The sequence below is a fragment of the Chitinophaga sp. CB10 genome (assembly GCA_001870995.2).
Classification (GTDB): Bacteria; Bacteroidota; Bacteroidia; order Chitinophagales; family Chitinophagaceae; genus Chitinophaga.
Map to the genome: position 1 here is coordinate 97,766 of MLAV02000010.1, position 14,269 is coordinate 112,034.

A 14,269-nucleotide genomic window follows, 5' to 3' on the forward strand; every position below is an offset into this window, starting at 1 on the left:
CATAAAACTACAGCATCCGCATAAAACTATCCGTTCAATTACTGATAGGATTTTCGCGCTGCTGGCGGATGTGGAAGAGGAACCCTACCCCATATACGTTTTTGATTTCCACGAGCGGATTTTTCGCAAAGTATTTCCGGAAGCGGGATACGAATACATCCAGGCTGCGGCGGAGTACATAATCGTTGCTGCCCCATACGGCGGCGAGGATGTCGTCCCGGTTCAGTACTTTGTTCGGATGGCGGAAGAAATACAGCAGCAGGTCGTGCTCCCGCGCCGTGAGCTGAATATCGTCCTCGTCCGGCGCCTGCAGGATGTAGGTATCCTTGTTGTACGTCGTATGCCCGATGGCGATCAGCTTGTCCTCCGCCGGCGCGTCCGGCGCTTTGCCGCTGCGCCGGATGATGTTGTTCATCCGCAGCACCAGCTCTTCGGCATCAAAGGGTTTTACGATGTAATCGTCCGCACCGAGTTGCAGCCCCGTCAGCCGGTCCTGCTTTTGATTGCGGGCAGTGAGGAAGAGGAAGGGCAGCTCCGGTTGCAGCAATTGCAGCTGCCTGGCCAGGGAAAAGCCGTCCATCCCCGGCAGGTTCACATCAATGAGCGCAATGTCGAAATGCTGTTCTGTAGCCTGTTGCAGCGCTACCGTCGCATCCGGCGCCAGGCTTACGGCAAAGTTGCAGAGGGTAAGGTATTGCAGGACCATATTTCCCAGGTCGGTTTCGTCCTCAATTAATAATACATGCTTTTTCATGGACAGGAAATTAACGGAATGGTGATTACAAAACGGCTGCCATAGCCGGGTGTGCTGTGTACGTCGATTTGCCAGTTATGCGCCCGCACGCACTGCTGCACAAAATAGAGGCCCATGCCCAGCCCTTTCACATGGAGGTCGCCGGGATGACGGTCCCGGTAATACTTTTCAAAAATTTTATCGATCGTGCTTTTACTCATGCCTACGCCGTTGTCCGCTAAGGAAAGCACGGCGTTTTTCCCCGCGTCCGCCACCACGATGTTCACCAGCTTATGTTCCTGCCGGTTGTACTTCAGCGCATTGTCGATCAGGTTTTGCAGCATGGTGGTAAAATGGAAAGGGTCCGTTTCAATGCAGAGCGGATGCGGCGGCAGGTCCAGGTGCAGCCGGCAGTTGGGCTGCACGGCGTAGTTAGCCACAATATCGCTGACGAGCGTATTCACGTCCTGCATGCTTTTATCCGTGAGCAGTTTATGCTCCACCGTCATCTCCAGCATTTTGCCCACGAGCAGCTGCAGCCGCCGGGACTGCCGTTCTATCACGGCCGCCAGGTGATGGATGGCCTGGTCTTTTGCCACCGGCAAATGTTTCAGGTTGAGCGTAGCCATGATAATGGTGGTGAGCGGCGTATTCAGCTCATGGGTAATATGATCGATAAAATCCGATTTCATTTCCGACAGCCGCTTTTGCTTCTTCCACCGCCTCACCAGTATAATAAACAGGATCACGATGGCCAGCACCGTACACAGCGAAGGCAGGATGGTGTACCGCATTTGCCGCAGGATGATGGCCCGCCGGTTCGCCGGTTCCGCATGCAGGGAAAAACGCACGAGGAAAGTATTGGGCTTGGGATCGCTCACGGCGATGGCCGCAATAATGTTGTTGTTGGCCGCAGTTTCCATATTGCCCGCCAGCCGTATGCCGGATTTACTCTGCATCCCCGCCGGCAGCTGCGGTAACATCGCCTTCGGGCGAAACAACGGTACATAATGCCGCCCGTCAAACGTAACCGCCATTTCCTGTACCAGTATAGTGTAGGCCATAGGTTCTTTTAGTTGGAGAAGAGAACAAATGCTGTCGAATACATGGTTGCCCGTTGCCGCTTTATAAAGCGACAGCAGTATGCCGTATGACAAAGTGGTAGCATAATGCCGGAACTCCACTGTATCCGCCTCGTATAAGTGCTGCAGCCTCGGGTACGCCGTATCGAGGAAGCTGTTTACCACCCGCTCCCCTCCGGGGAAGAACAGGTCGTTGGCGATCGACCTCGTATAGAGGTCGTGCAGCTCGTATTCCTTTTCTACCGTGTACCGGTCGTTCAGCAATTCATAAGTGTTGTACAGCAGCAGGAACTGCGTTAGCACCAGCGCTACAAAACAGATGACAGCCGTAAAGACGTAGATCTTAAACTGATGACGCATTTGGTTGATATACATGTATCTGCTCAACGATGATAGCCTTTGGACAAGACGGCAATATGCGCCTTTTAATCTGTTGGCAGAAGGCTGTTTACATTTCATTTAGACTTCATTGGTAATTGTTTACATTTCCTTGGATATCTGTTAACAGCTGGTATCCCACAGGTAACGTAATTTAGCCATCAACTGGGATGGAGAACTATTTGCCTGTTTTAGAAAATCGATTTAGCAATAAATAATAGCATCAGTCGCCCAGCCAGCATAAGTATAATCAATATCAGCCAAATTATCTTGTCGGCCAATAAAAAAATGAAAGCACCGTACCTGTAACGAACGATCTGATAAATCCGGACACAACCAACATCAATCGCTATATTAAACAGTAACGTCATGAATAACACACCATGTACCGGGAGGCGGCATGCCCTCTCCCGCACGGCATCCCTTTGCCTGATACCGCTCGCCATTACCGCGGCGGCCAGCCGGCTGAGCGCCGCACCGGCGCCGTTGCCCCCGCAAAGTATAACGCAAACGGATACACGCATCAACGGCATCATCCGGGATAAAGCCGGCAAACCTATCCCCGGCGCTACCATCCGCGTGGTGGGCGCCGCCAAAGGCGCTACCTCCGGCGCGGACGGCCACTTCACCGTCAACGCCAACCCCAAAGGCAGCCTGGAAATATCCTATATTGGCTACAACACGCAGGTAGTATCCATCAACAACTCCGTAGAGCTGGAAATTATCCTCGAGGCCAAAGAAGGGAACATGAACGAAGTAGTAGTCGTAGGCTTCGGCCAGCAACGCAAAATCAGCCTCGTGGGCGCGCAGTCCTCCATCAAAGTGGCGGACCTGAAGCAACCCGTAGCCAACCTCTCCACCGTACTCGCCGGCCGTATTGCCGGCATCGTGGCAGTGCAGCGCAGCGGGGAACCAGGCCATGATGACGGCGACATCTGGATCAGGGGCATCTCCACCTTCACCAGCGGCTCCACCCGCCCACTCGTACTCGTAGACGGCGTGGAACGCTCCCTCTCCAATATCGACCCGCAGGATGTGGAATCCTTCACCATCCTGAAAGACGCTTCTGCCACGGCAGTTTACGGCGTGCGCGGCGCCAACGGGGTGATCATCGTCAAAACGAGAGGCGGTAAATCCGGCAAGCCCCGCATCAACGTGGACTACAACGAAGGCCTTACCAAATTTACCAAAGTGCCGCAAATGGCCGATGGGATCACGTATATGAACCTGGCCAACGAAGCGCTCACCACCCGCGGCTACAATCCCAAATACACGGCCGACTATATCAAGAACACCGCCGCCAACGCCGATCCCAACCTCTACCCGAATGTAGACTGGATCGACGCCATCTTCAATAAAACCGGCCGTAACCGCAGGGCCAACGTCAATATCAGCGGCGGCAGCAACGCCGCCAAATACTACGTATCCCTCGGCTACTACGACGAAAAAGGGTTGTTTAAAACCACCGACCTCGTGAAATACAACCAGGCCATCAAATACCGGCGCTATAACTTTACCAGTAACCTGAACGTAAAGGTAACGCCTACCACTACAGTGGATTTAGGACTGCAAGGCTATATCTCCAACGGCAACTACCCCGGCGGCGCTACCACCATCGATGGAAACGGCAATATCAGCATCAGCAGCTCCAATATCTTTGAACAGGCCCTGCTCGTACCGCCGGTGGAATACCCTATCCTCTACCCCGGTAACTTCGTGCCCGGCCGCAACCCTAACGGCGACCAGCGCAACCCCTATGCGGATGTTACGCGGAGAGGTTATTCCAACGAATTCAAAAACCAGTTATATTCCAACATCCGGCTCACGCAGGACCTCCGCTTCATTGTACCAGGCCTCAGCTTCAGCACCATGTTCGCCTTCGACGCGTACAACGGTAATATACTGGCCCGGCTCAAACGCGAAGATACCTACGTACCCGATCCCGCCACGCCGTACAAACCCGATGGCTCCCTCAACCTCGTGCGAACCTACCAGGGCACCAACTACCTGAGCTATAACGCCAACCGCTCCGGTAACCGCAGGTTTTATACGGAGTCGTCCCTGAACTACGACAGCGCATTTGGTAAACACCGCGTGAGCGGGCTATTGCTCTATAACCAGAGCGATTACCTCAACCCCTTTGCGGGCGACTTCACCCGCAGCATTCCCTACCGCACCCGCGGTATAGCTGCCAGGGTTACCTACTCCTGGAACGATCGCTATTTCGTGGAAGGTAACGCCGGCTACAACGGTTCTGAAAACTTCGCGCCTACACAACGCTATGGCCTCTTCCCTGCATGGGGACTAGGCTGGGTGGTATCCAACGAGCCTTTCTTCAACGGCGTAAAAAACATCATCCCCTTCCTGAAATTCCGCTTCTCCGATGGTAAAGTGGGCAGCGGCCTGCTGGGCAGCGGGGATAATGCCCGCCGCTTCGCCTACCTCACCCTGCTCAACGAAGGCGCAACCGGCTATACATTCGGCACCAACCGCAGCAACCTCACCGGCATCAACGTCAGCGATTATGCGGTAGACGTTACCTGGTCCACCGCCCGTAAAATGGACCTGGGTATGGACCTCCGCCTCCTCCACGAACAACTCTCCCTCACGGTGGACCTCTTCCAGGAACACCGCACTGGCATCTTCCTGCAACGCGGCGCCGTGCCGGCATTCGTAGGCCTGATCAACAACCCCTGGGGCAACCTCGGCGTGGTAGACAACAAGGGCATCGACGCCAGCCTGGAATATACCGCCAAGCTCGGCGACGTCGGCATCAGCCTCATGGGCAACTTCACTTACAATAAGGACAAAGTGATAGAAAACGATCAGCCCATCCCCAAATATCCCTGGATGGACAGGCGCGGCTCCAACATCCTCGCCCGCTATGGCTACGTGGCGGAAGGCCTCTTTGCCAGCGACGATGAAATAGCGAAAAGCGCAAAACCCGAAGGCGCAAAAGTGCTGCCCGGGGACATTAAGTACCGCGACCTCAACGGCGACGGTAAGATCGACGCCTACGACCAGCAGCAGATCGGCAGGGGCGACGTGCCGGCCATCGTGTACGGCTTTGGCCTCAACCTCAGCTACAAACAGTTTTATGTGAGCGCCTTCTTCCAGGGGCAGGCCAAAGCGGATGTACAGCTTTCCGGCCGGGGCATTATGCCCTTCAACGGCGATGGCGGCGTAAGCAACATCTACGCCATTGCCACCGACCGATGGACGCCCGATAACCCGCGCCAGGACGCCTTCTACCCTCGCCTCGCATTTGGCCAGGCAGATAACTATAACAACACGCTGCCCAGCAGCTGGTGGGTGAAGGATATGAGCTATATCCGCCTCAAATCCGCCGAGCTGGGCTACCTGCTGCCGCAGCAATACCTGCGCCGCGTGGGCATCAGCAGCGGAAAGGTGTACCTCTCCGGCTTCAACCTGCTCACCTTCAGCAACTTCAAACTATGGGATGTGGAAATGAGTACGTCTAACGGTGGCGCCTATCCGAATATCACCACCTTCTCCGCCGGCATCAACCTACAGTTTTAATTATTCAAACGCGCACTACTTATGAAGAAAATATTTCTGACACTGATCACCGGGGCACTGCTGGGCAGCTCCTGCCAGAAAGGCTTCCTGGACCAGGTTCCGGACGACCGCCTCACCCTTGAGGAAACTTTCAGCCGCAAAAACACCGTGGATAAATTCCTGGCTAACGTGTACTCCCGCATTCCGGACGAATTCAGCCAGCGTTATGTCAATAATAACAATGCCGGCCCATGGACGGGCGGCAGCGACGAAGCGGAATTCGTGTGGGGCTTCGTTACCTCCAACAATATGAACATCGGCGCATGGGACCCCACCTCCGGGTTCGTGAAATCCTTCTGGTCCAGCTATTACCAGGGCATCAGCAGCGCCAGCTACTTCATCGCCAATATCAACAAATGCGCGGATTGCGGCGCCAACTACATCAGGCAATACGGCGCGGAAGCCCGGGCCCTGCGCGCTATTTACTATTTCTACCTCATGCGCATGTTCGGGCCGGTGGTAGTCCTGGGGGAAACCATCCTCCCGCCGGATGCCTCCTTCAACGATATTCAGCGCCCCCGCAACAGCTATGATGAATGCGTGGCGTTCGTGGTATCGGAACTGGACAAAGCCGCGGCGGACCTCCCCGCCACCAGCATCAGCGATGAGCTGGGCCGCATCAACCGCCCCATCGCCCTGGCCTTCAAACAAAAGGTATTACTCTATGCCGCCAGCCCGCAGTTCAACGGCAACCCGGATTATGCAGCCCTTAAAAATAAGGACGGCAAGCAGCTGATCAGCCAGCAGCCGGACCCCGCCAAGTGGAAAGCTGCCGCCGCTGCCGGCAAAGCCTTCATCGATGAATTTGTGAAAACAGGGCAGTTTAAACTCTACCGGAAAAACGACGCCAACGGCGCTTACAGCCCTTACCTCTCCTGCCGCGATGTAATGCTGGACGACTGGAACCCCGAAGTCATCTATGCCCGTGTATCCGGCAACGTTAGCTGGCTGCAATACGAACGCACGCCCTACCACAGCGGCAGCAACGGCGAAGCCCGCGGCAGCGGCGGCCTCGGGGCCACCCAGGCCATGGTGGACGCTTACTTTACGGACAATGGCCGCTCCATCGACGATCCGGCTTCCGGCTACGTGAGCAGCGGCTTTTCCACCACCGCCACCCCGTTTGCGCCGGCAGGCACCTACAACCAGTGGGTAAACCGCGAACCCAGGTTTTATGTAGGCATCACCTTCAACGGCAGCATCTGGCAGTACACCCGCTACGGTAACATCAAAACCATTACGGAATACAGCGGCAACTCCGGTAAAAAAGTAGGCGGCAACGACTATACCCCTACCGGTTACATCGTCCGCAAAAATGTATTCGTAGGCAACGTGAACGCCGGCAACAGAACCCTCGTACTGATGCGCCTCGCCGAAGTGTATCTCGATTACATCGAAGCCCTCAACGAAAGCGATCCCGGCAACCCGGATATCCTCGCCTACCTCAACGAAATCAGGACCCGCGCCGGCATCCCCGCCTATGGCTCCCAGCAACTGCCCGCGCCCGCCGGCCAGGACGCCATGCGCATCGCCATCCGCAAGGAACGCCGCGTGGAGCTGGCCTTCGAAAACTCCCGCTACTTTGATGTAAGGCGCTGGAAAATTGCGGAGCAAACAGAAGCCGGGCCCGCCATGGGGCTCAACATTGCCGCCGATGGCAATGCCTTCTACCAGGTAGTGCCTTTTGAAACCAGGGTGTTTCTGAAGAAACATTACCTGTTCCCGATTCCGCAGTCGGAAGTGGATATAGATAAGGAAATGGTGCAGAATACGGGTTGGTAAATTTTCCCTCATCCATTTCACCATAAAACAAACACCATGATCAAAATTCTATCGGGAGCGCTCCTGGCGCTATCCCTGGGCTGCGCAGGTAAGGCGTTTGCCCAGTCGGACATCACGGATTTTTCAGGTGGCATTATTACAGACCAGTACAGTGTAAGCGGCGTGGAAGGTAATGCCAAACTGACGGACAACAATATCTACAGCAAGTACCTTACCTTCAACCCTACTACCTGGGTACGTTATCAATCCCCGGTATCATCGGTAGTTACCGCCTATGCGGTAACTGCCGCCAACGATGCGGCAGGCCGCGACCCCAAAAGCTGGACCTTTGAAGGCTCCAATGATGGAACTAACTGGACGGTACTGCATACCGTGACCAACCAGGTTTTCCTCAACCGATGGCAAAGGCTGAAATTCAGCTTTACTAACAGTACCGCCTATACGTACTTTAGGTTGAACATCACGGCCAACAATGGCGCAACCATCGTGCAGCTGGCTGAATGGGAGATATTTGGTACCGGCGCCGGCGCGCCGCCCATCCCGGCGGGGCCTTCCGGCCTTACCGCCACCGGCGTTTCCGGCAACCAGGTCATCCTGAACTGGACGGACAATTCCAGCGCAGAAACAGCCATGCGCATAGAACGCTCCACCAACAACAGCACCTGGAGCCTGCTGCGCCTGGCGCCCGCCAATACCACCCAGTTACGGGATACGGGGCTGAATGGCGGCACTTATTATTACCGCGTCCGGGCGGAAAACAGCAGCGGCAGCTCCGCCTATACCGCCAGCGCCCAGGCTACCGCTACCGCAAATGATTTCCCCCTCACCTGGCAGGAACATTGGTTTGAACATAACCAGGTGGTGACCAAAAAATATGCGGACAACGATGTAGGTATCTATTTCGACAGCGACATGAATCCCAGCATCAACTGGATGGATACCACCGTTTCTAAAGCCTGGCGCTATACCAAACAGGTGTACGGCGGCTTTAGCGACAAACGCCTGTACGCGGTATTCCATCAGAATAAATACGGCGGCGGGAGCCCGGCCACGTATATCGATGCCGACCGCGATTACCGCAATGCCATCTGCCTGGGACAAAACAATTCCTGGGCATCCAATACCGGCTGGAACCTCGATGCCACTATCCATGAAATAGGACATATCGTGGAAAATGCCGCCTGCGGCATAAAAGGCTCTCCCGCATTTGCCCTCTGGGGAGATAGCAAATGGTGCGTGATTTACCAGTACGACGTCTATTATCACCTGGGGTGGACGGCGGACGCCACCCGCTGGTACAACGCCGCCATGGCCACAACAGACAGCTATCCGCGCGCCAACACCAACTGGTTCCGGGATTGGTTCTATCCTATCTGGAACAACTATGGTAAAAGCGCGGTGCTGAAAAACTATTTCCAGCTGTTGTCTCAATACTTTATCAGGCGCAATGATATTTATAGCAGGAATTTGAATTGGGGAGAGTTCGTACACTTCTGGAGCGGCGCAGCCGGCGTAAACCTAAAGCCGCAGGCTACCACAGCTTTCGGATGGACGGCCGATTATGAAGCGCAGTTTAACCAGGCAAGGATCGACTACCCCTTCACCTACCCGGATATGGCGGCCATGGATGCAGGGCAGTTACAGGAGCTGGCAGCAACGCAGCCCTCCTATCTCTCTGGCAAAAATCTCCTTGCGGAAGACATCAAAGTATGGCCTAATCCCGCAGCTAACAAACAGGTAACGATAGGGCTGAGCCCCCGGGCAGGCATTGTGCCGGCGCAGATTTACAATGCGCAGGGCCACTGCGTGTACATGGGTAACCTGCAGGGCCAGACGACGATCAACTTGTCGAATCAGCCGGCAGGCGCCTATTTCATTTTGCTACATACACGGAAGCATAAAATCGCCCGCAAAGTAATATTACAATAGGCGATTCCATCTCAGAAAATCAAAACCGGCTGTACCTCTGTACAGCCGGCATTTTTTTTACTGCTTCACCAACCGCACGCTCTCCGTTTGCTGCCCCATCATTACCCGCACCACATACGACCCCGCCTGCAGCCCGCCTGCCGGCAATGCCAGCTGATGACGGCCTGCCGGCATCACTTTATTTTGCACCGTCCGCAGCAATACGCCATTAGCGCCATAGATGCCTACCCATACAAGCCCCTGTTTGGGATTCGTATAACTCAGCATAGCGTTGGCAGCCGCCGGGTTGGGATAGATGTTCGCATTTATTTCCGAAGCTACGCTGGTGCTGAACTTCGCCGTAGCCAGCGCAGCGCCGCAACTGCCGGCGGACACGCCCGCGCCGGATACTTCCATCCAGTCAATATTGGCAAACTCTTTCGCTTCCGTCGTTTCCAGGCGGATGGTATTGTTGCCGGCCGCCAGCGGAACGCTAACGGTACCGGTTACACTCCATGCGGACCAGCTGCTGGTTACAGGGAACTGCACGTTGCTGTTTACCACTGTGCCATTTACCAATACCCGCGCGGTGGTCGATACATTGCTGCCCCCATTGGCGTAGCCCCATTGCAGGGTATAAGCGCCCGCCGTGCTGACGTTCAAAGCGTAGTTCACCCCTTTCGCAGCGGAGTTGGACAGGTTGATATAATAACCGCCGTAAGCGCCCGCATAAGAATTCTGCCGGCTGCCATCCGCGCTGCAATAGCCGCCGGCAGCAGCTGCCGCATCATCGATGCGCAGGGTGGAAGAAGAGCCGGAAGCGGTGAACGCCGCCGTAACGGTGGTGTTGCCGGTCATGGTAACGGTAGCAGTAGCCGCTGTGCCGGAAGCGCCGCCGCTCCATCCGGAGAAGGTGTAGCCCGATGCCGGTGTAGCCGTTAACGTTACCACGGTGCCTGGCGCATAGCTGGTATTGTTGGGCGACCTGCTAACCGTTCCGCCGCCTGCGGGCGTCACATTGGTAGTAAGCGTATAGCTGGTGGAAGTGCCGCCACCGCCGGATTCCCGTGCGCCGAGGTCCGGCGCTGCGCCGCTGTAGGTAATGCCCGTGGCCGTAACGCCGGCGTCAATCATATCACTGCCGCCGGCCAGGGCAAACAGGTTGCCCAGCTGGGGCGTACCGTCCGCCGCGCGGGTAACGGTACCGGATACACTGACGAAATCCGCCGCGCTGATCACGAGGCCGCCGCTGTTGGTACTGGCGTTGTTCTTCCACCATACGTTGCTGGTCCCCACTTCTGTGCCGTTGGTTTTATCGCTGGCGCCGGCGCTCAGGGAAATGTTATTGCGGAAAGTTGCGGTGCTGCCGATGCGGAAGTTATAGTTGGACTCCGCATTGTTGTAGCTCGTGTTGTTGGTCACTTCAATGTTGCCGGGATTATCGTTGTCCGTAAACCCGTGGTGGCCGTTGCCGAAAGCAATGCAGCGGCGCACGATGTGGTTCACGGCAATGCCGGAGCCACCCAGCTTGAAACCATTTTTATCCCCGCTGCCGGAAGTGCCGCCGGTGCTGAGGGAGCCATTGCTGTAGGCAATGCAGCCTTCCAGCGTTACCGGGCCAATAGGGCCGGTTTCGCTTTTGGCGTAGAAGTCCCACCCATCGTCGATGTTGTGGTGTGAAATACAATTGCGGAAGATGTTGCCCGTGCCGCAGGTCAGCTTGGCGGCAAAGCCATCGGCATTTTCATTGCCGGGGTCCTGGTTGTCGAATGCTTCGCAATTGAGAATAAGGTTGTTGCTCGGCCAGCTGCTCAGCGTGGTGTTACTGGTTTTATACCGGCTCAATTGCAAGCCTGTATCCTTGTTCTTTTTAAAGATACAGTTGGTAATGTTGTTATTGTTGCCGGAGAGCAACATGCCATTATCCCCTGCCCCGCTGATGGTGATACCGGTAATATTCCAGTAGTCGCCATCCAGCACCAGTCCGCGGTTGGCGTCCGCGGTGGCCATAGCGCTGAAGTCCAGCACCGGCGCCTCTCCATCGTACGCCACAATGCTTTTCCGTGCGGATGCCGTACCATTATTGGTATCGGGGATCACTACCGTAGCGGAGATATTATAAGTGCCGCCGCGAAGATAAATAGTGCCACCGGCGGCAACGGTGGCAATTGCATTAACAAGGGTGGTAGGCGCGCTGATGGAAGTGCCCGGGTTGGAAGCACTGCCCGCCGGTGATACATACAGCACCGACTGCGCATTTGCCATGGCGGTTGCCAGCAGGCAAATCACTGCGAGTAAACAATTTTTCATAACGTAAGATTTACTCAGAAATTAAGAAACTTATCAGGTGCATACATCCACCCCTGGAGTATTTATTTACGCAATCGATCCCGATTACGATTGCGTAAAAATCACTAGTAAATCCTACTGAAAAATCGCCGCAGCGGGCCGCCGCTTTTTTTTATCGTTTAGCCGTTTGCGTGATATCGCCCAGCAACCGGATTTCTCCTATCCGGCCCATATCGCGGTTGCGGGTAGCGCTGATGGTCACCGTTAGCTGCGGCTGTTGCAGCGCGCTTTCCGGCAAGGCCACCTGCACCTGGCGTATCGCCGGCGTCCCTTCCTTCTCCGTCGTCACTTCCCGGAGTACTTTCCCGTTGACGGAAATAGTGAAGAGGTTTTCTTTATCATCGCTCAAATATTTCACCAGCAGCATTTTGCCCTGCTGGTTTTTATTTTGCAGCACCACGCTAAACCATCCTTTGCCCTGGCGGAAGTGTTGCCATTCGTACAAGCCGGTGGCCGTATTGTCCGATTGCAGCCGGTGGTCTGATTCCGGTTGTTGCTCGCCCAGGTGCACCACGTCCAGCGTGGCGGCTTCGATCGCTTCCCTGGCGGCATTTTTCGCGGCCAGCGCTTGCTGCATGGCGTTGATCTCCTGCTGGTTGCCGTACGGCCAGTACATCACATAGCGGGCGTCATGCGCCTGGAAGAAAGGTTTCAGCACCAGTTGCTTATACGGCTGCTGCCAGATGAGGCGCGCAGCGGTAAACTCCATGGGGCGCGGGGTGGGCTGCAGCGTTACCTGCGTGCTGTCCGTCATCAGCATGGGCGCATCTTCCAGGGGTTTGAGCGGGCCGTTGGCAATGTGGCCCCACCGGCTCCCATCCGCGATGGTATTGAGCTTCGCGGAATCCGTTGCCACGAGCACAATCGGGCCATGTACCAGGGCTGCCCAGCGGCTGCCGTCCGGTAAAGGTTCCAGGCGGGTTTGCATGGGAAGGGTCATGGTCACTTTATCATTATTTTTCCAAATTCTGGTGATGGAGAAAAAACCATCTTCACCTACAGCCAGTGGTATCGTCCGGTTGTTTATCTGCACGACGGGTCGTTCCGATAGCCACGCCGGTTTCCTTACCCGCAGCGTGAATGCCTGAGGGCTGGCTACTGATACGGTGAGCTGCGTCCTGGGTTCAAAGGGAAAATTCGTGTGCTGAATAAGCTTAATGCCTTTTTCTTTCCAGCGCACATCCGAGTCGATAAACAGGTTTACATACAGGCTGCTGCTATCATGCGCATATACCAGCTCTCCGTATTTGGCGTGGTTTTCCAGCCCCGTACCTACGCAGCACCAGAAGCAGTCCTGGCTGCGGGAATACACGCGGTAATGCATCGGGCGGATGGGCGTAAAATACACGAAGCCGCCGTCCGGATGCTGGGAAGCGAGAATATGATTGTAGAGGGTGCGTTCATAATAATCCAGGTAGCTGCTTTTCGGATGTTGCAGGAACAGGAGTTTGGTGAGCTTCAGCATATTGTAGCTGTTGCAGGTTTCAGGCCCTTCCCGGCTTTCCAGCACAGTCATGAAGTTATCCACCGGGTTAAAGTGTTCCCGCACGCTGTTGCCCCCAAAGGCCACGCTGCGGCGGTTCACCACCGTTTGCCAGAAGAACGCGGCCGCATCGGACATGGCGCTGTCCCTGGCAACGGTACCTATCTCCATGAACCCGACTACTTTCGGTATTTGCGTGTTGGCATGCAGGCCAGTGAGTTTATCCGTATGGCTATGCAGCGGTTCATAAAGCGCCCGGTGTGAAAAGCGCCTGGCCAGCTGCATGTATTGCTGGTTGCCGGTGATCTCCGCCACGGCGGCAAATACTTCGTTCATGCCCCCATGTTCTTCCTGCAGCATTTCCTGCATTTGCGCGTCGGTTAGATGGGCCGTCAGTTGCAGGGCCCAGTTGCACATACCGGTGAGCATGCGCAGCGCCTGCGCGGAGCCGGTCATGCGATAGGCGTCCAGCAGGCCGTTGTAGGTTTTATGCACGTTGTACCAGGGCACCCAGCGCTTTTTCACCGCGCTGACATTGCCGGCAGCCACTTCGTCCCAAACGGCCTTGCCGTTTGGGACACCGCCGATATAGCCGTTTTTGTTGGCCTGCTGGCAACGTTCCAGCTGGTCCAGCATGTATTGCAGTCGTTGATGGTACACTTCATTGCCGGTGCTGGCATACATCAGCGCAAGCGCGGATAAATAATGGCCCCCGATGTGGCCGTTCAGCCCGTCTTTTTCCCAGTTGCCGTAACTATCTTTTACAGGCTGCAGGCCCGCTTCCTTCAGGAAGGGGGCCAGTAGCCTGTCCGCGTCAAGGGAAAGGATGTACTTTTCATCCGTGCGGCGCGCCTCCAGGAACGGCCCCGCGTTTATATGTACAGCGCTCAAGGGAAAGGCGGCTGCTTGTGGCGCTTGCGCATAGGTAGCGCCGCTGTATAGGAAAACAGCGATGGTAAGGATCTTTTTCATAAC

At 55.6% G+C, this 14,269-nt stretch carries 7 protein-coding genes; 3 read left to right on the top strand and 4 right to left on the bottom strand.

Annotation, left to right across the window (positions count from 1 at the left end):
- Positions 1–34 precede the first annotated feature (34 nt).
- Positions 35–754 carry a response regulator transcription factor gene (locus BOC67_RS15590; protein WP_291911526.1) on the bottom strand — a complete coding sequence of 240 codons (720 nt, stop codon included), beginning with the start codon at positions 752–754 and terminating at the stop codon, positions 35–37.
- The gene (locus BOC67_RS15595) at positions 751–2,190 is read right to left on the bottom strand and encodes a HAMP domain-containing sensor histidine kinase (RefSeq protein WP_291911527.1); all 1,440 of its coding nucleotides are present in this window, start codon (positions 2,188–2,190) and stop codon (positions 751–753) included. The genes BOC67_RS15590 and BOC67_RS15595 overlap by 4 nt, the downstream gene beginning before the upstream one ends.
- Before the next feature lie 372 nt (positions 2,191–2,562).
- On the opposite strand from BOC67_RS15595, the gene BOC67_RS15600 reads away from it, so the two are divergent.
- Genes BOC67_RS15600 through BOC67_RS15610 form a run of 3 tightly spaced genes read left to right on the top strand, consistent with a single transcriptional unit; the run spans position 2,563 to position 9,483 of the window.
- Positions 2,563–5,733 (top strand): TonB-dependent receptor, encoded by a 3,171-nt coding sequence (locus BOC67_RS15600; protein WP_291911528.1) that lies wholly within the window; start codon positions 2,563–2,565, stop codon positions 5,731–5,733.
- Positions 5,734–5,754: 21 nt separating this feature from the next.
- Entirely contained in the window at positions 5,755–7,554 is a 1,800-nt protein-coding gene (locus tag BOC67_RS15605) for a RagB/SusD family nutrient uptake outer membrane protein (protein ID WP_291911529.1), read from the top strand.
- A 36-nt stretch (positions 7,555–7,590) separates the two neighbouring features.
- Positions 7,591–9,483 carry a T9SS type A sorting domain-containing protein gene (locus BOC67_RS15610; protein ID WP_291911530.1) on the top strand — a complete coding sequence of 631 codons (1,893 nt, stop codon included), beginning with the start codon at positions 7,591–7,593 and terminating at the stop codon, positions 9,481–9,483.
- Between the two features lie 57 nt (positions 9,484–9,540).
- On the opposite strand, the gene BOC67_RS15615 is transcribed toward BOC67_RS15610, so the two are convergent.
- Both BOC67_RS15615 and BOC67_RS15620 read right to left on the bottom strand, forming a co-directional pair.
- Positions 9,541–11,772: a right-handed parallel beta-helix repeat-containing protein gene (locus BOC67_RS15615; protein WP_291911531.1), complete on the bottom strand. Its 2,232-nt coding sequence runs from the start codon at positions 11,770–11,772 to the stop codon at positions 9,541–9,543.
- A 151-nt stretch (positions 11,773–11,923) separates the two neighbouring features.
- Complete coding sequence (locus BOC67_RS15620) at positions 11,924–14,266, bottom strand: glycoside hydrolase family 127 protein (RefSeq protein ID WP_291911533.1); 2,343 nt, start codon at positions 14,264–14,266, stop codon at positions 11,924–11,926.
- Between the last annotated feature and the right edge of the window lie 3 nt (positions 14,267–14,269).